This window comes from Enterocloster sp. 210928-DFI.2.20 (assembly GCF_020554465.1).
In the GTDB taxonomy this organism is placed as follows: Bacteria; Bacillota; Clostridia; order Lachnospirales; family Lachnospiraceae; genus Enterocloster; species Enterocloster bolteae.
Window position 1 is genome coordinate 86,679 of record NZ_JAJCHK010000016.1, and the last position, 22,845, is coordinate 109,523.

Below are 22,845 nucleotides of genomic sequence, written 5' to 3' on the forward strand. Positions count from 1 at the left end.
CTTTACAATTATGAAAAAATGGTTGATTGGTGTTATGACCGTCCTGATGGCAGTATCCCTGGCAGCCTGTACACCTACCACTGAAAAACAGAAAAAAGAAACCACTGCTGCGGCAGCAGCTAAATCCCAGGAGGATATGGTTCCCCCAAGCACAGGTGGGGCCAGCGATAAAGTCCCGGATCCCAACGTTATGCCGGTAGCTGTGATTTCCATATATCACGGAGGCGGCGGAAGCCTGGTGCAGGATATGGATTCCCTGGACACGGAAGGCCTGGACGCACAGCTTCTGGTGGACAAGCTGATTGAATATGGTGTGCTGACTGACGGCACAGAGGTCCTCAGCTTTGATATTGAGGGAAAAGATGAGAACGCGGTTGGAACCCTGGACTTAAGTCAGGCTGAGAGCGCAGAGGGCTGTTCCGACAAGATGTTCCTCACTGAGATTGGCAATACATTCACTGAAAACTTTGAGCTGTCCAAGCTTAAGCTTAAGGTGAACGGCGGTAATTATGAAGGCGATGACATTAAGCAGGGAGATAGCGATTATCTTACCTATAACGCGGACTATGAGTCTGTTGAATAAAGAAGTGAAAGAGGCGGCTGTCCTGTAAGTGGAAACTCCACTTAAGGGCAGCCGCCTCTGTTTTGCCACAGGTTAAAAAAACATGCCCCTTTCTTTGTCTGGAAGGAGGCATGGTTTTTATAATATAAGATTTCCAATGATAAATTATCATTATTAAGTATGAAGGTGATAAGCAGGCCTGATTTTATAATTTAGCCATGGCGGCTTCGTCTGCAACAACTATTACATCGTTATGCAGCTGAAGTACGGATGCGGGAACATGAGGAGTTACAGGGCCGCAGAGCACATCATGGAGAATCTGAGCCTTGTCAGAACCGCTGACAACCAGAAGGATTTTTTTAGCCTTCATAATGGTTCCGATACCCATGGTATAAGCCTGTTTCGGAACATCATCAATGGAAGCAAAGAAACGCTTATTGGCCTCGATGGTGCTCTGGGTCAGGTCCACACAGTGAGTGGTCTTGGCAAATTCTTCGTCCGGCTCATTAAAGCCGATATGGCCGTTATGCCCCAGGCCCAGAAGCTGCAGGTCAATGCCGCCCAGGCTCTTAATCACGTCCTCATAGCGGGAGCACTCCTTATCGCTGTCAGGCTGGGTGCCGTCGGGTACATTGGTGCAGTCCATATTGATGTTAATGTGCTTAAAGAGATTGTTATACATGAAGTAGTAGTAGCTCTGGTCATTATCCCTGGTAAGTCCTCTGTACTCATCCAGGTTCACGCTCTTTACACCGGAGAAATCCAAATCACCTTTGTTGTACCATTCGATCAGCTGTTTGTAAGTGCCGATTGGGGTGGAGCCGGTTGCCAGGCCAAGGACACATTCAGGTTTCATCAGGACCTGGGAGGCGATGATGCTGGCTGCCTTGCGGCTTAATTCATCGTAATCTTTTGCTTTGTAGATTTTCATAATAATTGCCACCTTTCCATACATTATTAGTAGTTGCGGTGCCCCGGATTTCCATTGGGTCACTGATTTGGAAAAAATTTTTATAAATCTTTAAATATAGGATAACATTTTCCTAACATACTTTCAAGGGGTAAATGCATAAAATATTTATAAAAGCAGATAGGCCGTGTTCAGGGCAGCTGCAGATTATGGGTGCGAGGAGTGAAAGTATGACCAATTATCGGAGATTGATATCTTATATCTACGCCTATGAAGGCGAGGTAAAAGGAAAGAATATTGGGTTTGCCAAGCTGGAATCCCGGAATGGGCAATGCAAGCTCAGCGTAAATGTAAAGAAGGTTTACGTTGGAAGCAGCGACCTGGGGGTTTATCTGCTGGCCCCGGGAAAAGAAATTTTTCTGGGCAGTATATTTATCCGCAGCGGAGGCGGTGAGTTCCGCGCCGTGGTAAATGTGGAAAATGCCGCTGATTCGGGCTGCAGCATGGACCAATGCTATGGCCTGACGATTCATGAACAGGGGGATACATGGCGGGCATATACGACCATCTGGGAGGATGCGGTGGCCCATGCAGCGGAAGTGGAGCTGGCGGATGTGACCTCCAGTAAAGTAGGAGATGCAGAAGCGCAGATACATAGAAAAGTGGAAGAACTGAATCAGGAGCTGCGGTCCGGTGAAAAGGCAGCAGAAGGCGGAGACGGCCCTGTGCTCAGCAGTTCTCCGGCAGAGGCGCGTCAGATGAGTGCTGGTCGTGGGGCTATGGAGAACGCGGAGACACCGGAGGGTGCGGAGGCTGTGCAGGAGACAGAGGTATTGGCCCAAACGTCAGAAGAAGTATATCAGACGGAGAATGAGGCCAATCAGATGACAGAGGCATTGGATCAGGCTGCGGAAAAAGTAGTCGGAGCGGAAGAGATTTTACCGGAGTCAATAGAGGCAGATACGGTCGAAATGTCCCAAAAGCAGGAGAATCAGGATGACAGGGACGATTTGGCGCTGGAACCAGAGCTGTTGCCGGATGATAAAGACAGTATGGAGTTGGAGCCGGAATCCCTGACAGATGGGATGCCGGATGAAATGTCAAATGAAATAGAGGAAGCGCAGGAATCAGGAGGTATCCCGGATTCCCAATTAGAGAGCCAGTCAGAGAATACGGCAGAGTCAGAGATAACGGCAGAATTGGGAAAAGCGGCTGAAGAACATAAGGCAGGTTTTCAAAATAGCGGCCTGGCAGGAATCACACCAAAAAGAGATATGGAACAGATGGATGGTATGATTACGCCAAACATGGGCAGAGAGCAGGAAACAGACCATAGAGCCTGGAGCGGCAAAGGGGATTTTGGTGAACAGCCGAATTCTAAGCACGGCTGGGATGAAAAGAATGTTACATCTATCAGAAAACAGCTTTATGAGGAAAATGAAAGCGTGCCCCGTGAGCTTCAAACCGCTCATGATCCGTTGAACATGGGACTTCCCAGACAGGAAGGTATGGTTCCTGATACCCGTATTCCCCTGCAGCCAGATAATATGCCGGAAAACAGGACGGTTCCCAGACCAAACATTATGACCAGGCCTGGAATGCCCCGCAGGCATATGCCTGCAGGGACAGTGCGTACGGGTTCTTCCGGGGGTCAATCGGACCAGGAACAGATGATGGACCAGTGTCCGTTGAATCAGCAGCCAATGCCAGGACAGCAGCAAGTACCGTGTCAGCAGCCAATGTCGAATCAACAGTCAAGGATGCTCCGCCAGCTGATGCCAAGCAACCAGACTATGCCGTCACGTCAACAAACGCCGGGGCAGAGTTCGCTGGGCCAACATCCAGTTACAAATCGGCAGCCAGTGCCGGGTCAGCAGGCGATACAAAACCAGCAGCCGATATCAAACCAACAGCCAATGCCAAACCAGCAGCCGATATCAAACCAGCAGCCGATGCCAAACCAGCAGCCGATGCCGGGTCAGCGGCCGACATCAAACCAGCAGCCGATGTCAAACCAGCGGCCAATGCCGGGTCAGCAGCCAATGCCAAACCATCGGCCAATGCCGGGTCAGCAGCCGATGTCAAACCAGCGGCCGACATCAAACCAGCAGCCAATGCCAAACCAGCAGCCAATGCCAAACCATCGGCCAATGCCAAACCAGCGGCCAATGTCAAACCAGCAGCCGATGCCAAACCAGCAGCCGATGCCAAACCAGCAGCCGATGTCAAACCAGCAGCCGTTACCCAACCAGCGTCCCGGAAGCCAGATACAAAACCAGGGCAGACAGATGCGGCCGGCCGGACCTGAGGCAGGTGATAACAGCGAAGCAGCTGGGCAGGCGGAGGAAAGAGTGCCTGTGGTTGATGCAGGCGAAGAAACTCTGATACTGGGAAATCCTCAGGATTTAGAACGGCTGGAGCAGGAAGAACAGCAATCTGACTTCCCGGGCAGGCTGTGGGAGGGCTTCCGTAAGCGGTATCCCAAGATACAGGCCTTTGACAGTGCAAATGGGTGTGAGATTCTGACAATTAAACCCCAGGATATCGGACTGCTTCCAAGGGAGAACTGGAATTATGGCAATAACAGCTTTCTGCTGCACGGATACTACAATTACCGTTATCTGATATTAGCCCGCATCGGCGATGAAACAAAGGGACGCACCCGGTACATACTTGGGGTTCCCGGCAATTATTACAGCAATGAAAAATACATGGCATCCATGTTCGGCTTCCCGCATTTCGTGCTGGCAAGAAAACAGCCGTCACAGGACGGCCGCTTTGGATATTGGTATACAGATGTGCGGCTGGAAAACCAGGATTAAAAAAGTCACCCCTACCGGTGCAGTCAGACCGCGCCGGAAGGGGTGAAAATCAAGGATACATTAGATTTAACACTGTACTAAACTTTGCGGGAATCCGTTAATTTGCTTAGGACGCGTTTGAAAATTCATTCCAGCTGTCTGCCATAAGGAATCCGCCGGAGGTATGACCCTCCCTGCATCCTCAGGACAAAGCACGCTCTAGTAATCAATTCCCCTCAGGGAAACCTGCCCCACATAGGGGCGCACCAAATCAGCGAATGCCATCATTTCATCTTTTGAAAAGTCTGAATAGAGTCCGGGAACAAGTACTTCCCCGGACTCCGTGAAGCACTGCAGGTAGTAATCCGGACACCCCTTAATCCACGGTCCAATCTGTCTGAAATCATCAGAGGTGTGAATACCGCGGACAACGGTTGTCCGGAATTCATAGGGGATGCTGCCTGACAGCAGAAATTCGATGCTCTCATCTATCCGTTCCATGGAAAGGCCGGAAACTCCGGCTGCTTCTTCATAGTGATTCCGCCCGGCTTTAATGTCCATTGCCACACAATCCAAAAGCCCTTTGGTGCACAAATCTTTTAATATTCCAGGCATGTAACCATTGGTATCCAGCTTCACTGCCAGTCCCAGGCTCCGCACCTTCCGTATGAACTCCTCCAGGTCCGGCTGCAGGGTGGGCTCTCCTCCGGTGATACAAACACCTTCCAGTACCCGTTTGCGTTTTTCCAGGAATGCCAGAATATCCTCCTGGCATTCATATTCTTCTGCGTCTGAACCCAGAAGCCCGCTGTTATGGCAGAATGGACACCGGAAATTACATCCTCCTGTAAATATAGTTGCGGCCACTCTGCCCGGAAAGTCCAGCAGCGTAGTCTTTTGCAGTCCGCATATTTTCATGGCCTTTTAACCTGTCCCTTTTCAAATTTTGGTTTATTCTATATAATAAAAAAGTATAACATACATAAAGCTTTAAAAAAAGAGGAATCAATTCATGGCAAAAGGGCCATCTGATATAGGAGAGGAAAATATGGCATTAAAACAGGAAAATATGGCGTCAAATCAGAAAAGAATAGAATTAAATCAGAAAACCGTAGAAACAAGCCAGGAACCCCTAATGCCAAACCGGGAAAACCGCAACAGAGAAGCAGCAGAAATGGAAGCAGCCCGTTTAAAGGAACAGGAAACAGAAGCAGCCCGTTTAAAGGGGCAGGAAACACGGCGCAGAAATTATGAAAAGAGAATGGAGAAGCAGCGCCTTGTAGCTCTTGCGGCAGAGGAGCAGCGATTGAGGCAGAGGCAGAAGGATGAGGGATTTATGAGGGAGGCGCTTCGACAGGCCCAAAAGGCGGCCGCCATCGGAGACGTGCCCATTGGTTGCGTGATTGTTTGCGGGGATAAGATTATTGCCAGGGGATATAACCGGCGTAATGCGGATAAAAGTGTGCTGTCCCATGCCGAAATTATTTCCATTAAAAAGGCATGCAAAAAAATAGGAGACTGGCGTTTGGAGGACTGCACCATGTATGTAACGCTGGAGCCATGCCCCATGTGCGCAGGGGCGATTGTGCAGGCGCGCATACCCCGGATTGCAGTGGGCTGCATGAACCCCAAGGCCGGCTGTGCTGGGTCTGTGCTGGACATGCTCCATGTGCCGGGCTTTAATCATCAGGCGGAGGTGACCGAGGGGGTGCTTGAGCAGGAGTGTTCCAAGCTGATGTCGGACTTCTTCCAGAGCCTGCGTGAACGCAAAAAATAATTTTCTTATTATAAGCGTGCAGGACGGCATATCTCCCTGAACCAAAAAACCGGATAAGGAGTGCCGTCCTGAACCATTACTATTTATTCTGTGATTTTTTTCATTGCCTGGTTTGCTGCGATGAGGATGGGATCATAAACAGGGGCTGCAGGAGGAGCGTAAACCAAGTCTAACTCATTTATCTCTTCCACTGTCATACCGCAAGTAATTGCAGTTGCCAACACATTAATTCTTCCGGCGATACTTTCGCTTCCGATGCCCTGGGCGCCCAGAAGGCGGCCTGTTTTTTTATCAACGATCAGGCAGATGTGATTATCGCGGCCCCCAGGATAGTAGGAAGCGCGGTCTGCCTTCGTAATGCTGACCGATATGGCGTCATAGCCCTCTCCGGCTGCCTGCTCCTTAGACAGGCCGGTTGCGGCGATAAAGAGCTCAAACACTTTTGTGACCATGGAACCCAATATTCCCTTAAATGTATCATGTCTGCCTGCCACGTTACCGCCTGCAATGCGCCCCTGCTTGTTGGCGGTTGTGCCCAGGGGGACGTAAGCTGGTTTTCCTGTAATCCTGTTCTTCATCTGCACGCAGTCTCCGCAGGCCCAGATATCCTTGTGACTTGTACGCATCTCGTCATCTACGATAATTCCGCCCTTTAGCCCCAGCGCAAGTCCGGCTTGCTCTGCCAGTGCGCCGACCGGTTTTACACCAGCTGATACAAGGATTATATCGGATGGTTCGATCTCTCCAAAAGCGGTTCGGATTCCGCTGGCTTTTCCGTTTTCAGAAAGGATTTCGGCTATCTGTGTGCCTGTGCGTACGTTTATGCCGTGCTTTATAAGCGTATCCTCCAGGGCCTGGGAAAAGGCGTTGTCTAAAAATGGAAGGAGCCTTGGAAACTGCTCATAAACGGATACTGAAAGCCCGGCGTTTCTTAGCTCCTCGGCGGCCTCAAGTCCGATAGCTCCGCCGCCGATGATGCAGACCCGCCCATGTTCTCTTGCGGCAGCTTTCAGGCGGATGCCGTCTTCCATGTTCCTCAGATAATATACCCCATCCGAGTGAATTCCGGGAATAGGAGGCACCACTGGTACTGCGCCTGTGGCAATCACCAGTTTATCATAAGAATGTATGCTGACCTGGTCTGTATCCAGATTTTTTACAGAGACCTCCTTTTTTTCCGGGTCAATGAGAAGCACCTCATGGTGTATCCAGGCGGATATATTCCGCCTGTTTTTTAATGATTCCGCATTGATTGCCACCAAGTCATTGATATCATGAATGAGTCCTCCTACAAAATAGGGAAGACCGCAGGCTCCATAGCTGACAAATCCGGATTTTTCAAAGACTTGAATCTCCATGTCAGGTTTTTCTTTGCGGGCTCTGGATGCCGCGCTCAGGCCGGCAGCGGTCCCTCCTATAACAATCAGTTTCTCTGCCATGTTGAACCTCCGGTTTTTAATTCTTTACTCCATATTTGTCAATGACACCCATTTCACCCATCAAATTTTCAAGATCCTTTAATTTGGTTCCGGCATAATCCTGGTAAGGTTTTCTCAGATGTCCTCCCGGAAGGCCGAGAATATTTAAAGCCGCTTTAATCACAACCGGATTAGAGAACGTGTACAGCGCCTGAAGAAGAGGAAACCATTTAAAATAATTCTCTCTGCATTCCTCAATGATGTTCATATCCGTCCAGGGGCGGGAATACAATGCCGCTTCCTCCGGAATAATGTTACCGCCGATATTGGCTGTTCCGGTTCCGCCTACAGCCAGGGTTGGAAGTACAATCGAATATTTCGGGAAATCGCAGCACATAATCTTAACTTTGCCCTGGCAGAGGCGCTGTACCTGAACCAGCTGCTCCACATTTGGAAGGGCTTCCTTATCCACTACAAAATTCGGATGTGCGTCGGACAGCTTTTTAATTGTTTCCGGCATAATCTGAACGCCGAGTCTGGAAGGATTGTTATAGATACCGCAGGGTATGCTTACCGAGCTCATACAGGTATCCATATGAATAAAAGCGGCTGTCTGGTTAATTAAAACATAGGGCGGAACCGTAAAAATGACCCCGTCAGCCCCCTCCTGTTCACAATACCTGGCAAAATCTACGCTTGCCTGCGTGGTCATGGACGCTGCGCTGAAAAATACAGGAATTCTTCCGTTTACAATCTTAATCACTTCATGTACAATGGCTTTTTTCTCTTCCAATGTAAGCAGGGTTACCTCTCCTGCTGAACCAAGAATAAAAATTTGTGAAGTTCCATACTTTATTTGACGGTCAATCAGGGTTTCAAAGCCCTTAAAATCAATTCTGTCATCCTCTGTAAATGGGGTAGGCATTGCTACCCATGAGCCGTGTAATTGGACCATTGCTTATCTCCTTTTTTATTATTCAAAATCCACATCAAAGAAATCCAAAGCAATACCAGCAAGTGTCAGGATACCTGTGGTGAGAGCTTTCCGGTCACAGTAAAAGTGGGGGCTGTGGAGCCCGCCATAAGGACCGCCTTCGCTTCGCGAACCAAACCTAACGAAAACCCCAGGTGCCTTCTCCATTACAAATGCAAAATCCTCGGCGCCCATACTTGGATGAGCCAGTTCGATTACATTCTCATGACCTAGAAGTTTGCTGCCGCAGCGTTTTACCCGATCGACCCATTGGCTGTCGCTGACCAGTGGAGGAGGCCCCAGTTTGATGTTCACCTCTGCATCACCGCGTCCGGCAGCGGCTATACCCTTGCATATTTCCGGGATTCTTTTTAGTATATGCTCCCGGACTTTTGGGTCCAGGGCACGGATGGTACCCTTTAATACAACGGAATCAGGTATGATGTTAAATGCATTTCCGCCCTGGATGGAGCAGAGGGAGACAACACCGGATTCGTCTGCCGCAAGTTCACGGGAAACCAGCATCTGCAGTGCCTGTACGATCTGGGCAGCTAACAGGATGGGGTCGATAACTGTGTCAGGATGGGCCCCATGACCGCCCTTTCCTTTTACGGTAATGGTGAGTTCGTCTGAACTTCCAAGAATTGCGCCATAGCGTACCCCGATTTTTCCGGCACATAAGTCAGGTGTTACATGCAGGGCAGCCACACCGTCAATGGTATGGAAGTCTATTTTGGGGCTTTCAGCAAACAGTTTTCCGCCTTGCAGCGTTTCCTCTGACGGCTGAAAAAAGAACAGAATGGATCCGGCAATCTGATTCCTGTAATGCTCCAGAACTCTCACTGCTCCCAACAGGATGGATGTGTGTACATCATGTCCGCAGGCATGCATTATGCCGTCTGTCTTGCTCCGCAGTTCGTGGCTCTCGTCTTCTTTTATGGGGAGGGCGTCCATGTCTCCGCGAAGTGCGATGCAGTGGGCGGTGCCCGGTTTCGTTCCCTTTATTTCCACCAGAAGTCCGGTTTCACCGATGTGCTCGATTCTGTCAACATGAGTTTTTTCACGCAGTTCTTTTTCTATGAGAGCGCTTGTATTATATTCTTTAAGGCCCAGCTCGGGATTTTCGTGGATTTGCTGGCGGACTGCATTAATTTCAGGTTCTAGTGAAGCTACTAATTCATGTATTGTCATGTGATTCTCCTTCTTGCTGCCTTCGTATCTTCAATACTTAAAGTCCGGTCCAGCCTATGCTCTGTAAAAACATGAGTGTAAAGAACGCCAGCGTAATCTGAACAAGAATAAGAGGCATTGCCTTCTTTAAGTATTTTCCATAAGAAATACCTGCAAAACCAAGACCTCCCATCAAGGTACCGATGGTAGGAATGACACAGTTTGTAAATCCGTCTCCAAACTGGAAGGCCTGTACAGCAACCTGTCTTGTAATACCCGTTAAATCTGCGATTGGAACCATGATTGGCATAACAGCTGCAGCCTGGCCGGAACCAGAAGAAATGAAAAAGTTAATAAGAGCATTGGCAAGGAACATGAAGCCGGCGCCTAAGACAGCACCCATGTGGCTGATTGGCTTTGCCAGCCAATATACGATTGTATCCAGAATCATGCCGTTGCTCATGAGGACAGTCAGGCAATTTGCAAAGCCTACGATGAAAGCAGCGCCTACCGTACTTGCGCAGCCTTTAATGAAACGGTTGAAACCCACGTTTATATCCTTACAGCTTACACATCCGATCAGGAGGCAAACCACCAGAAATGTTGCAGAAATTTTGTCCGCGCCCCATTTAAACTTCAATGCGCCGATTACAACCGCAGCCAGACCTGCCACCATACACAGCATAGACAGCACCTGAACCTTTGTTACAGGGGCATCGCCTAACTCGCCGTCCTGATAGCCCATGATATCATTTGCTTTCAGGCCCTGCTCATAGTTCAGGCTTTTGCAGGGGTCTTTTTTGATCTGGTGAAGATAGAAGATAACGAACGCATAACTCAATGTAAAGTTTACGATATGGAAAATTACCCTGGCGCTAAAACCGGAAAACAGCGGTACCTCTGCGATTGCCTGCGCCACGCCCAATACGCCCGCATTTGCCCAGCCCACATTGAAACCAGCGAACTGTCCGAAGAAAATCATGAAAAATCCCAGGGTCTTATCAAATCCCATGGCCTGTGACAGGAAAATTCCAATGGGAATCAAAACAAGGGTTGCGTTTCCGAACACACCTGTGGCACCGCCCATGGACATGAAAAACATAACACAGAAAATAGCTATTTCTTCTCTGCCCTTTACGGCCTTTGCCAGTTTCATAAAAATTGTGTCAATTGCTTTTGTTTCTGTAATCATGTAAACAGCTGCGCCTACAAACAAAATCATATAAATAAGGCTGGACTGATTTTTAAAACCTGTTACCAGGGCCTGAAAGATTTCCCATGGCCCCTGAGGATTCTGACCAATCACATGATAAGTGCCGGCTACAACCTTTGTTACATTTTCTTCTGTCACACGCTCATAGCTTCCCGCGGGGACAATCCATGTTAAAATGGCCGATACAATTGCTAACAAAAACAAGATTGTATATACGTTCGGGAACCATGATCTTTTATTGCCTTCTTTCATACCATTTCCTCCTATTGTCAACTGATTTTTGAAATTATTAATTCTACCCACCTTTCTGTCAAATAATTATGGAAATAATTCTAGCATACATTTAGTAATGTTACTGCTTCCTAAGTTACAATGAAAAAACATATAAAATGCATCTTTTTGTACATTGATTTAAAAACAGTTCACACAAAAAAGACTCATGAAAAAGTACATGAGTCTTTTGATGTATAATTTGATATATTTTTACATTTACTATACAAAATATTTATAAAAGTTCGACAGATTTACTACTGCATCACCTTATTATATGCAGCAGCATTAATCTGTGTATTCCGGTTCAAAATACGAATAAAATCCTCGTTGCATAATTCCTTTATGGTTTTGCTGATTGTGATTCTGGAGCTGCCGATAATTGCGCTCAACTCCTGCTGTGTGTAATGTACCTTCAGATTATACCACTTGTTTTCTAACAGACAGGACGTATCAGCTGTGGAACAGAATAAGCGTTTTAAGCGATCTTTACAGGAATTAAAAGCCAGGCTCTCAATTTCATGGCGCATAATTAACATTTTTTTTGAATAACTCTCAAGAATGGCTTCACGGAAAACCTTATTAGTATCAAGCAGTATCTCATAATCCTGATAGGGAATAATACGGACACGGGTTTCCACTTCTGCCTGAGAAAATAATCCGGTTGACTCCCGAAGCGACAGCGGTGTTTCGCCGTAAAACCACCCGTCAGAAAGCGTATACAGTATCTTCTCGGTTCCGTCTGTTCCAATCATGTAATGGCGTGTTCTGCCTGTGATGATATAATATACCCCTTGAAGTGTTTGGCCTGGTGTCAGAAATATCTTTCTTGCAGGATATACACATGTTTCTCCATGACATTCAATGAGCCGTTCTAATACCGCGTTTCTTTTATTTGGCAGAGTAAAACTAGAATTATCCAACTGCATCTCCATTCACTCCAAGTATAATAATGGCATATCCCTATAGAAGCTGCGATTCGTGAGTTTATAAAAGAACTAATTGCTGTAAATTATAGCACAAGCACTGTTCACCTGTAAAGGGGGTTCTTTTTGGGCCGGCTCATCACGGGCCGCCGGCCCATCATGCAAAATTCTGACAGTGTTTTAAAACGGACAGGAAAATGGAGTTGTATAATATGCATATATAATTAGGAAACAACACGAAGATATAATCCATTATTGACAATACATGCCATACGTGGTAAGGTTAATATTATAAACTTGAACAAAAAACATCATGAGAGTGAGCAGAATGAACAGTAAAATACAGCGTACATCTCTTCAGTCAGAGATAATCCGATATATACAGAATTACATCCAGGAAAATGGTTTAAAACCCGGCGACCGCCTTCCCTCACAGGAAAAACTGATAGAGATGATGGGGGTCAGCAGGACGTCCCTCAGGGAAGCCATGAAGACGCTGGAAGCCAGGAATGTGCTGGAAGCTAAGAACGGAAAGGGTATCTATGTGGGAAGCCAGGAGGTCAATGACCTTTTGAGACTGATTGATTTTGCCAAGGAGAAGGAGCTTCTCCTGGACACCCTGGAGGTACGCAAGATATTAGAGCGGGAGATACTGCGCATGGTGATCCATTCCGCAACCCGGGAGGAGTTAGAAGAACTGGGAGCCATAACAAGGGTGCTGATGGCAAAGTTCCGCCGGGGAGAGCAGCAGACAGCAGAGGATAAGAAGTTCCACTATACCATTTACCGTTTGTCCCATAACCAGGTTATGTATCAGCTGATTCTGTCCATCAGCGGTGTCATGGATAAGTTCTGGGAATTTCCTTTGAACATGGAGGACCCGTTTTTAGAAAGCCTTCCTCTTCATGAGGAGCTTTATAATGCAATGTGCGAAAAGAATGTCAAAAAAGCACAGGCGATCAATGAAAAACTTTTGGATGCTGTGTACAGAGATATTCGGAATCAACGCTGATACTTTATAAGTATATCCCAACCTATATTATAGCATATAGCATATAGGATTGTATATTTTTTACAAATAGCCAGGGAGGAGAGAGGTAACAATATGACAAATCAGAATGAGTACCTAAAAAGTACAAAGCTAATCACGGCCCATTATGGAGAAGAGTACGAGCATTATTACAATGCTATCGTTCCCCCGGTATTCATGAATTCCCTCAATGTATTTGAGACGCTTGAGGATTATTATGACTTTGACCGGACAGACAAGCACAAATATTGCTATGGGAGGGTGCAGAATCCTACGGTGCGCATACTGGAGGACAAGATAGCGGCTCTGGAGCACGGCGTGGGAGCCCTGGCTTTTGCGTCCGGTATGGCGGCTGCCACCACGGCAGTCCTTACAGCCTGCAAGGCAGGCAGCCATGTGGTATGCCTTCACAATGCATACGGGCCTTTAAAGGATTTCCTCAGCAAATACTGTACGGAGCACTTGGACATTACCCTTACGTATGTGACCGGTGACAGGGTGGAGGAATTTGAGGAGGCTGTGACAGATGCCACGGACCTGATTGTGTTGGAGAGCCCGTCCTCTGTGCTGTTTTCCCTTCAGGACATACGGGCCGTGTCCCGCATTGCCAGGAAACACCAGGCGCTGGTATACATAGACAATACGTTCTGTACCCCGATCTACCAGCAGCCCCTGGATATGGGGGCGGATATCGTGATGCACACCACATCCAAGTACATTGGCGGACACAGCGATATCATCGGAGGTATGCTGGCGGTAAAGGACCAGGAGCTCATGAAGAAGCTGACGGCCAACAGGGAACTTTTGGGCGGAATCGTGGGCCCTATGGAGGCATGGCTCATGATAAGGGGCCTGCGGACCATGGAGGTCAGGCTGGCGGCGCACCAGGCCGCAGCCATGGAGGTGGCAAAATTCCTGGAGGCCCATCCAAAGGTACAAAGGGTGAATTACCCCGGACTCCCCTCTCATCCCCAGTATGATCTGATGAAGCAGCAGCAGACTGGCAACACCGGGCTTATGAGCTTTGAGATTCACGGAACCACAGAGGATGCAATCAAGGTGGCAGAGAGCCTTAAGATATTTAAGATAGGCGTATCATGGGGCGGGTTTGAGAGCCTTGTGTTCCTGCCTCACGCCAGACTGGATGAGGAGACATGCCGGGTACTGGGGGCAGGTCAGAATGTTATCCGCATCCATTGCGGACTGGAAGGTACAGAGGCCTTGATTTCAGATTTGGAATCAGCTCTTGCTAAGATATAGAAGCATAGAGGAACAGCAACAAGAAGCAGTGAAAATCAAGCAGTAAAAAGGAGGAGAACAGATGAAGAAGAAACAATTAGCAGCAATGGCATTGGCGGCAGTGATGCTGACAGGATGCGGAGGCGGCAGTGCTGCTCCAGATGCCACAAAAGCAGCAGACAGCGGGGCGGCCACGGCGGCAGACACAGGCAAAAAAGAGGCGGACAGCCAGAAGGCAGAATCCGGTGAAGCCGTCACCATCACCCTGGTGGAGTCCCTTACCAGCCCTGAGAGGACAGCTGTTCTGAGGGAGATTGCGGACAAGTATCAGGCTGAGCACTCAAATATTACCATTGACATTATTTCCCCGCCGCTGGAGAATGCAGATGCCAAGATTACCCAGATGCTTATGAACGGCAGCGGCGCAGACATCGTGGAGGTGCGTGATTCCACTGTGACCCAGTATGCCACCAATGAATGGATTGCCGATCTTCAGAAGTACATTGACGCGTGGGATGAGAAGGGCACCCTGACTGAATCGGCTGACGAGGTAATTCATTATCTCAAGGGAGGCGCTTACCTGATTCCTTACGGATTCTATCAGAGAGGACTGTTCTACCGCGCAGACTGGTTTGAGGAGAAAGGGCTTGACCAGCCGGAGACATGGCAGGACATCTATGATGCAGGCCTTGCCATCACAGACCCGGCTAACAGCAGATTCGGCTACTCCTTCCGCGGCGGCCCCAGCGGCTATCAGTATGCGGATACCATTTACTGGAGCTGGATTGGTACGGATAAGGTGGCAGATCCCAATGCGGCTTACTTCTTAAAGGATGGGGACGGAGCTACTATCTTTACACTGCCCGAGGTAAAGGAGGCGCTGCATTTCTACAAAGACCTGTTTAAGAACACCTGTCCCACGGACTCCATTGCGTGGGGATTCTCAGAGATGGTTCAGGGCTTTGTGGGCGGTACCACAGCCATGCTGATTCAGGATCCGGAAGTAATCGCTACCTGTTCCGCAGACATGCAGGATGACCAGTGGGCGCTGGTTCCATTCCCCAAGGGACCGTCCGGCCAGGCAGTATTCCCCAACGGCTTCGCAGGCTGGGGTATGACATCCTTTACAGAACATCCGGATGAGACCGCGGATTTCCTGCTGTACTTATCTAATTCCGAGAATAACACATACTTTGCCAAGAACTACTCCACAATCCCGATTCACAACAACGCTGCTGAAAAGGATCCTTATTTCTCCGAGGGACGTTTTGCAATGTATATGGATATGGCAAAGGAGCCGGATGTATACCGTCATGCTGCATATCCGCAGATGTACGAGGCATTTGCAACCTACAAGACAGAGGTTGATACCATGTACCAGAAATACCTGACGGATGAAATCACGGATGATGAGCTGTTGCAGTGGTTAGATGAGTTCTGGACCCAGGCTTACAAGGATGAGGGCCAGAAGTGGTAAGGCCGGATTGACCAGAGAACGAATGAAACACAAGCAGTAAGAACCGGAGGGTGCCGGGAGCGGGGGACCTGCTCCCGGCACCCTCCGGATACAGAGCTGTGCGCGCCGTGCCGGGGAAGCCGGCACACGCAGCCGGCAAGGAGGGGATGGCATGAAACAAACGTCGAAATTAAAAATGAGGAGAGCCCGGTTTATCTTTATCATGGTTCTTCCTGCCATACTGTTTCCCATGATATTTACCTACTATCCGATGATAAAGGGGTCCCTGATGGCATTCCAGAGCTACAATCTGATGAATGTCAAGAATATCAAGTGGGTGGGTCTGGAAAATTTCAGTAAGCTGTTTGCCCACAACACCAGCAATACCTTCTATTCCACCATGCTCAACACGGTTAAATGGGTGGGAATCTCCCTGTTTGTCCAGTTTACGGTGGGATTTGCCATGGCATTGCTTCTGAAGAAGAAATTTAAGGGTTCCAGCCTTTATCAGGGGCTGATTTTCTTTCCATGGGCTGTTTCGGGATTTATTATCGGCATCATGTGGCGCTGGATGTTCAACGGAACCTCAGGGGTTATCAATGACCTGCTCATGAGGATACATTTAATCAGCCAGCCGGTGGGATGGCTGGCCAGCAAGAACACGGCCCTTTACTCCTGTATCATAGCCAATATATGGTACGGAATTCCATTTTTTACTATTATGATTACGGCAGCCTTAAGAGGCGTGTCGGAAGACCTGTATGAAGCAGCGGATGTGGACGGCGCCAGCCCGTACCAGAAGTTTACCAACATCACGGTGCCCTGTATTCGTTCCGTGCTGCTTTTGACGGTTCTGCTGCGGGTTATCTGGATCTTCAATTTCCCGGATTTGATTTACTCCATGACCCAGGGCGGGCCTGCGGGGTCCTCCAACATCATTACGTCCTACATGATGCAGCTGGTCCAGAGTCTGGATTACGGCCTGGCGTCAGCGGTGGGCGTGCTGTGTATCCTGTTCCTCATTGTATTTGCAGCCATTTATCTGGTTGCCACCAAGTATACGGACGAGGAGGCATGATATCATGACAATGAAAACTAAGAGAAGGCTTAAAAGCCTGTTAAAATATTTGGTACTGGCATGTTTCCTTGTGCTGACCATGTTTCCCTTTGTGTGGATGCTTCTCACATCCTTAAAAGGGTCCCAGGGGGAAATCTATGCGTTTCCGGTACGGTATCTGCCCAATCCTGCGTCCGCGGTCAACTATGTGGCCATGCTGTGGAAGGGGAATTTCGGCCGGTATATGCTTAACTCCTTTTTCTCCTCGGCAGTGGCAGCCACCTGTGCGGTGTTTATTGCCATACTGGCCAGTTATGTCATAAGCAGGTTCCATTTCCGGTTTAAGAACGTACTTCTGCTGTTTTTCCTGGTCACCCAGATGATTCCCATGTTTATCATGCTGGCGCCCTTATACCAGCTTCTGGCAAAGGCGAAGATGCTCAACGACCTGCGCAGCCTGGCCATGCTCTACACGAATATGATGATTCCCTTCTCCGTGGTGACATTGTGCGGCTTTTTTGACAGCGTGCCAAAATCCCTGGAGGAGGCTGCCTGGATAGACGGATGCGGCTATTTTAAGGCATTGTTTAAGGTGGTGGTGCCGGTTATTATGCCCGGTATAGCGGCAACATTTATTTTTGCGTTTATCAACTCTTGGAATGAACTTTTTATGGCTGTCATGTTTATAGATGTGGATAAGTTCAAGACCATACCGGTGGGACTTAACGGCCTGATTCTTAAATATGATATCAAATGGGGCGAGATGGCAGCAGGAACCATCATGTCCCTGGTACCTACCATGTGTCTATTTGCCTTTGCCCAGAAATATATGATAGAAGGGCTTACGGCGGGTTCGGTTAAAGGTTAAGCGTGCTGTCCTGCATAGGAACCGGCCGGGGCCGGCGGACAGATATCAAATTTGTCCGCCGGCCCCGGCTTTTTCCGTGGTAACATAAGGACACAGATGATTTGGTCCGGGATAAGGAGGAAGAAGATGAGCATATTATTTGAACTGGAGCGGATGGAGCGTCTGGCGGAGGATCTGGACCGGCTTCGCAGGCCGGTGAGGATTCCGGTCAGCTGTTATAAGCGGATGGAAGGAAAGGAAAAAGGCAGTCCCTGGTGCAGCACCCTGGATTGGGAGGACTGTTTCATAGAAGAACCATGGGCGTGTCTGGACAGCCACAGGTGGTACAGGACAACGGTTGAGATACCGCCACATCTGGACGGGGCCCATGTGGAATTCCTGATCACCACGGGAAGGGAAGGACAGTGGGATGCCACCAATCCCCAGATGCTGTTTTATCTGAACGGAAACATTGTCCAGGGAGTAGATGTAAACCACAGGGAAATTTTAATAAGTTCCGGGGCCAAAGCAGGAGAGCGGTATGATATTGCCATTCTGGCCTACAGCGGCAGCGTGCCGGGAGACCTGATAATCCGCACGGAGCTGGTCCGGGTGGATGACGCGGTGGAAAAAGCTTACTATGATTTTCTGGTGCCGGTACAGGCAGCCAGGCTTCTTAAAAAACCGGATGAGGAAAATTACAGGCGGATTCTGGTAAAGCTGGGGCCGGCTGCCGATGCCCTGGATTTGAGGGAGCCGTATTCATCCCGGTTCTACCAATCCATAGAGGAGATGGAGAGAATCGTGGAAAAGGAATTTTACCAGAAGGTGAATGCAGCCTCGCCTGTGGTAAGCGCAATCGGCCATACCCACATTGACATTGCGTGGCTGTGGACCGTGGAACAAACCAGGGAGAAGGCTGTGCGGAGCTTTTCCACGGTACTGGAGCTGATGGACCGGTACCCGGATTACAAATTCATGTCCAGCCAGCCCATTCTGTACCAGTTTGTAAAGGAACAGGAACCAGAACTTTATGAGCGCATCCGGGAGCGGGTCAGGGAAGGGCGATGGGAGACAGACGGCGCCATGTGGCTGGAGTCGGACTGCAACCTGCCCGCAGGGGAATCACTGGTGCGTCAAATCATAAAGGGAGAGCAGTTTTTCCAGGAGGAATTCGGCATTTCCAGCAGGTGTCTGTGGCTGCCGGATGTATTTGGCTATTCCGCCGCCATACCGCAGATACTGAAAAAGTGCGGAATTCCCTATTTCCTGACAACTAAGATTGCCTGGAACCAGTTTAACCAGCTGCCCAACGATACCTTCATGTGGAAGGGAATCGACGGCAGCAGGGTGTTTGTATTCATGCCTACTGCCTGCGACTTTGATAAGACTCTGGGGTTAAATGTGTCATTTACCGACACCAGGAACACCACCACATACACGGGCATTGTCAATCCCAATATGACGCTGGGAACCTTCAAGCGGTTCCAGAACAGGGATCTGACAGAGGACACGTTAATGCTCTTTGGATTTGGCGATGGGGGAGGCGGACCCACAAAGGAAATGTTAGAGGAGGCAAAGCGTCTGCAGTACGGGCTTCCGGGCATTCCCAGACTGGTCCAGGAAAATGAACGGACCTTTTTTGACCGGATTCATCACGACATTGGGTCCAGACCGGACATGCCGGTATGGGATGGGGAGCTTTACTTTGAGTACCACAGGGGTACGCTGACCTCTATGGGAAAAAACAAACGCTATAACCGGAAAAGCGAGCAGATGTACGAACAGCTGGAGACTCTGGGAGTCATGGCGGAGCTTAAGGGTTTGGAATATCCTGCCGGCGTCATAAAAAGGGGGTGGGATATCATCCTGTTAAACCAGTTCCATGACATTATTCCCGGAAGCGCCATCGGGCCTGTCTATGAACAGACGGACCGGGAATATGAGGAAATACTTAAATCCGGCGCAGAGACAGCCCTTCATCTGGCAGAAGGCATGGGAAGCAGGATCTGCGGTCAGGATAAGGATACCAGCCGGGAGGAGCCGGAAGAACAAAAACCGGAAGAACATAAGATTATTGTTTTCAATACACAGGGATATGAGCGGGAGGACACGGTAACAGTGTCTGGTGTGGCCCGGGGGGAGGCGGCATATGCCTGCGACTGCCTGGGATACAGGGCTCCGGTCCAGTATGTGGGGGAGGATACGCTTATATTCCACGCAAAGGGGATTCCTTCCTGCGGTTATGCTGTGTATAGCCTTGTGGGGGCAGAGGATAGTGTGAACCAGGGAACGTCCGGGTCTGCCAAAGAACATCCTGTGCTCGCCGCAGAACACCCCGGGCCTGACCCGGAACCATCCGGATTTGACGCAGAATGCCCGCGCCCATGGCCCGGCTTCTTTGAAAATGACTGGTACAGGGCTGCGTTTAATGATAAGATGGAGCTTGTTTCCCTGGTTGAAAAGGGGACAGGCTGCCAGCTGTTAAAAGAGGGGCGTGTGGGAAACCAGCTCCTGACCTTTGAGGACCGCCCCATGAACTGGGACAATTGGGATGTGGATATGTTTTATCAGAGAAAGCCATACAATGCAGACCATGTGACAGCGCCGGTTTTAAAGGAGTGGGGGCCGGTGCGGACGGTGGTGTCCATCTCTCACCGGTTTGCGGGCTCCCTTGTGGAGCAGGATATCGTGTTCTACCCCAATCTGCCCAGAATCGACTTTGTGACCCGGGCAGACTGGAGAGATCATCATGTTCTGCTGAGGGTTTATTTCCCGGCCCGGATTAACGCCACCAAGGCTGCCTATGAGATACAGTTCGGCAATGTGGAGCGGGAGACCACCAGCAACCACAGCTGGGATACGGCCAAATTTGAGGTATGTGCCCATAAATGGGCGGATCTGTCGGAAAACGGCCTGGGACTCAGCCTGCTTAACGACTGTAAATACGGACACAGCATCAAGGACGGGGAAATGGGGCTGACCCTGATTAAATCAGGGACCTATCCCAATGAGAACGCGGATATAGGCATCCATGAATTTACCTATTCCATTTATCCCCACAAGGGAAGGTGGCAGGAAGCCAGAACCGTGGAAATGGCCTATGACCTGAATTCGCCCCTGGTATCCGCCCTGGTGCCCGCCAAAGGAGCAGGAGGGTTCTGGAGCATGGTGTCCGTGGACCAGCCGGACTGTTTTGTGGAAATGATGAAAAAGGCGGAGAATGGGAATGGATATATCCTGCGTATCTATGAAAACCGCAATACAAGGACGCCCATGACGGTAAAACTTGGATTTGAAATTTCCCGGGTGGAGGAATGTGATTTGCTGGAAAGGCCACTGAGGCCCATTGAGACAGATGGATACAGGTTTAAGGATTTCATAAAACCCTATGAGATTAAGACATACCGCATCTGTCCCGTCCGTGCGTAAGGTCCCGGATAATCAGGAATCGGAATGTAAGGGAGGATTCACATGGAAGAACAGAGGGCATGGTGGAAAGAATGCGTGGTGTATCAGATTTACCCCAGAAGCTTCCAGGACAGCAACGGTGACGGCATCGGCGACCTGAACGGTATCAGGAGCCGCCTGGATTACCTTAAGGAGCTGGGAATTGATGTAATATGGCTCTCCCCGGTGTATCAGTCGCCGGGGGATGACAATGGTTATGATATCAGCGATTATAGGGCTGTCATGGATGTGTTCGGCACCATGGAGGACTTCGACAGGCTTCTGGCAGAGATACATGAAAAAGGGATGAAGCTGGTAATGGACCTGGTTGTGAACCATACATCGGATGAACACGCCTGGTTTGTAAAGAGCCGCCGTTCTCCTGATAATCCCTACAGGGATTACTATATATGGAAGGCTCCTGTCAGCGGAGGCCCGCCCAATAACTGGGCATCCCGCTTCCGCGGGCCGGCCTGGGAATACGATGAAGGGACCGGCATGTATTACCTTCATATTTATTCCAGGAAGCAGCCTGACCTGAACTGGGAAAATCCCCGGGTACGGCAGGAAATATATGATATGATGGCCTGGTGGGGAGACAAGGGGATTGACGGTTTCAGAATGGATGTGATATCCATGCTGTCCAAGGACCAGCGCTTTCCAGACGGGGTGTTGAAAGAGGGAAATCCCTATGGCGACGGTCTGCCCTATTATGCCAATGGCCCCAGAATACATGAATTCTTACAGGAGATGAACCGGGAGGTCCTGTCCCGGTTTGACTGGATGAGCGTGGGAGAGGGCGTAGGTGTGGGAACCAGGGAGGCAGTGCAGTATGCGGGATATGAGTCCCATGAGCTGAACATGATGTTCCATTTTGAACATGTGGAACTGAATCCCGGGCCATTTGGAAAATGGAATGACAACCCGGTCTGTCTGAGAGAGCTGAAGGAAGTGCTGAACAGGTGGCAGACAGAACTGGAGGGAAAGGCCTGGAACAGCCTGTTTTGGGAGAATCACGATTATCCCAGGGCGGTGTCCCGCTTTGGCAATGACAGCCCCGTGTTCTGGGAACTGTCCGCCAAAATGCTGGCAGTCTGTCTCTATATGATGAAGGGGACGCCCTATATTTACCAGGGACAGGAATTGGGAATGACCAATTTTCAGGGCAGCAGCATAGAGGACTTCCAGGATATAGAAATTCATAATGTATACCGTGAAATGGTGGGCAGCGGGCGCATTTCCCATGAGGAGATGATACGCTACATCAACCATATGGGACGGGACAATGCAAGGACGCCCATGCAGTGGGATGATACGGCCCAGGCAGGATTCACAGAGGGGACGCCCTGGCTTGGGGTAAATCCCAATTATACCTGGCTCAATGCAAGGGAGCAGGCCGGACGCGGTGATTCCGTCCTGTCCTTCTATAAGCAGCTGATAAAGTTAAGGCATACCATGGACATCCTGGTGTATGGGACTTACCGGCTGCTGCTGGAGGAAAGCGGGTCCGTTTATGCATATGAAAGAACACTGGGGGATGAGCGCCTGACGGTACTGTGCAATTTTACGGACCAGACACAGAGTTGCGGTCTTTCCTGCCGGGACCTGGGAACAGATAACGTACTTATCGGCAATTACCCGGACCAGAACGGCACGTTCCGGGGAAACGGCCCGGCCCTGCATGAAGAGGAGGATATCTGCCTCAGACCCTATGAAGCCATTGTGCTTACGCAATAATTGCTGGAG

At 49.4% G+C, this 22,845-nt stretch carries 17 protein-coding genes; 10 read left to right on the plus strand and 7 right to left on the minus strand.

Going from position 1 to position 22,845, the window contains the following annotated elements; genetic code table 11:
• The first annotated feature begins 10 nt into the window (after positions 1 to 10).
• Positions 11 to 583 carry a hypothetical protein gene (locus tag LI015_RS15700; RefSeq protein WP_002565830.1) on the plus strand — a complete coding sequence of 191 codons (573 nt, stop codon included), beginning with the start codon at positions 11 to 13 and terminating at the stop codon, positions 581 to 583.
• 184 nt (positions 584 to 767) lie between these two features.
• Here LI015_RS15700 and nagB read toward each other — a convergent pair whose 3' ends face one another.
• Positions 768 to 1,493: a glucosamine-6-phosphate deaminase gene (gene nagB / locus LI015_RS15705; protein ID WP_002565831.1), complete on the minus strand. Its 726-nt coding sequence runs from the start codon at positions 1,491 to 1,493 to the stop codon at positions 768 to 770.
• A 209-nt stretch (positions 1,494 to 1,702) separates the two neighbouring features.
• Here nagB and LI015_RS15710 point away from each other — a divergent pair, with 209 nt between their 5' ends.
• Positions 1,703 to 4,294: a DUF6128 domain-containing protein gene (locus LI015_RS15710; RefSeq protein ID WP_227125597.1), complete on the plus strand. Its 2,592-nt coding sequence runs from the start codon at positions 1,703 to 1,705 to the stop codon at positions 4,292 to 4,294.
• A 198-nt stretch (positions 4,295 to 4,492) separates the two neighbouring features.
• On the opposite strand, the gene LI015_RS15715 is transcribed toward LI015_RS15710, so the two are convergent.
• Positions 4,493 to 5,191, minus strand: a complete 699-nt coding sequence (locus LI015_RS15715; protein ID WP_002570793.1) for an anaerobic ribonucleoside-triphosphate reductase activating protein — start codon at positions 5,189 to 5,191, stop codon at positions 4,493 to 4,495.
• Between the two features lie 94 nt (positions 5,192 to 5,285).
• On the opposite strand from LI015_RS15715, the gene tadA reads away from it, so the two are divergent.
• Positions 5,286 to 6,050 carry a tRNA adenosine(34) deaminase TadA gene (gene tadA / locus LI015_RS15720; protein ID WP_227125605.1) on the plus strand — a complete coding sequence of 255 codons (765 nt, stop codon included), beginning with the start codon at positions 5,286 to 5,288 and terminating at the stop codon, positions 6,048 to 6,050.
• 83 nt (positions 6,051 to 6,133) lie between these two features.
• Here the strand turns inward: tadA and LI015_RS15725 are convergent, their stop codons facing one another.
• From LI015_RS15725 to LI015_RS15745, 5 genes are all read right to left on the minus strand, one after another.
• On the minus strand, positions 6,134 to 7,489 hold the full coding sequence (locus LI015_RS15725; RefSeq protein ID WP_227125607.1) for an FAD-dependent oxidoreductase: 1,356 nt from the start codon (positions 7,487 to 7,489) through the stop codon (positions 6,134 to 6,136).
• Between the two features lie 16 nt (positions 7,490 to 7,505).
• Positions 7,506 to 8,423, minus strand: coding sequence for a dihydrodipicolinate synthase family protein (locus tag LI015_RS15730; RefSeq protein WP_002565836.1), 918 nt, complete (start codon positions 8,421 to 8,423; stop codon positions 7,506 to 7,508).
• Positions 8,424 to 8,441: 18 nt separating this feature from the next.
• On the minus strand, positions 8,442 to 9,632 hold the full coding sequence (locus LI015_RS15735; RefSeq protein ID WP_227125610.1) for a M20 metallopeptidase family protein: 1,191 nt from the start codon (positions 9,630 to 9,632) through the stop codon (positions 8,442 to 8,444).
• A 37-nt stretch (positions 9,633 to 9,669) separates the two neighbouring features.
• Positions 9,670 to 11,076, minus strand: coding sequence for a YfcC family protein (locus LI015_RS15740; RefSeq protein WP_227125612.1), 1,407 nt, complete (start codon positions 11,074 to 11,076; stop codon positions 9,670 to 9,672).
• Between the two features lie 275 nt (positions 11,077 to 11,351).
• Positions 11,352 to 12,029 carry a Crp/Fnr family transcriptional regulator gene (locus LI015_RS15745; RefSeq protein WP_007036342.1) on the minus strand — a complete coding sequence of 226 codons (678 nt, stop codon included), beginning with the start codon at positions 12,027 to 12,029 and terminating at the stop codon, positions 11,352 to 11,354.
• A gap of 319 nt (positions 12,030 to 12,348) precedes the next feature.
• On the opposite strand from LI015_RS15745, the gene LI015_RS15750 reads away from it, so the two are divergent.
• The 7 genes from LI015_RS15750 (at position 12,349) to LI015_RS15780 (ending at position 22,836) form a co-directional block, all read left to right on the plus strand.
• The gene (locus LI015_RS15750) at positions 12,349 to 13,032 is read left to right on the plus strand and encodes a FadR/GntR family transcriptional regulator (RefSeq protein ID WP_227125614.1); all 684 of its coding nucleotides are present in this window, start codon (positions 12,349 to 12,351) and stop codon (positions 13,030 to 13,032) included.
• A 93-nt stretch (positions 13,033 to 13,125) separates the two neighbouring features.
• A complete protein-coding gene (locus tag LI015_RS15755; protein WP_002565841.1) occupies positions 13,126 to 14,310 on the plus strand; it encodes a trans-sulfuration enzyme family protein in 1,185 nt (394 codons plus the stop codon).
• 61 nt (positions 14,311 to 14,371) lie between these two features.
• A complete protein-coding gene (locus LI015_RS15760; RefSeq protein ID WP_195632460.1) occupies positions 14,372 to 15,766 on the plus strand; it encodes an ABC transporter substrate-binding protein in 1,395 nt (464 codons plus the stop codon).
• A gap of 151 nt (positions 15,767 to 15,917) precedes the next feature.
• Positions 15,918 to 16,823 carry a carbohydrate ABC transporter permease gene (locus tag LI015_RS15765; protein ID WP_002565843.1) on the plus strand — a complete coding sequence of 302 codons (906 nt, stop codon included), beginning with the start codon at positions 15,918 to 15,920 and terminating at the stop codon, positions 16,821 to 16,823.
• A 4-nt stretch (positions 16,824 to 16,827) separates the two neighbouring features.
• Complete coding sequence (locus LI015_RS15770) at positions 16,828 to 17,670, plus strand: carbohydrate ABC transporter permease (protein ID WP_002565844.1); 843 nt, start codon at positions 16,828 to 16,830, stop codon at positions 17,668 to 17,670.
• 126 nt (positions 17,671 to 17,796) lie between these two features.
• Positions 17,797 to 21,081: an alpha-mannosidase gene (locus LI015_RS15775; RefSeq protein WP_227125616.1), complete on the plus strand. Its 3,285-nt coding sequence runs from the start codon at positions 17,797 to 17,799 to the stop codon at positions 21,079 to 21,081.
• Positions 21,082 to 21,123: 42 nt separating this feature from the next.
• The gene (locus tag LI015_RS15780) at positions 21,124 to 22,836 is read left to right on the plus strand and encodes a glycoside hydrolase family 13 protein (RefSeq protein WP_227125618.1); all 1,713 of its coding nucleotides are present in this window, start codon (positions 21,124 to 21,126) and stop codon (positions 22,834 to 22,836) included.
• The last annotated feature ends 9 nt before the right edge of the window (positions 22,837 to 22,845 follow it).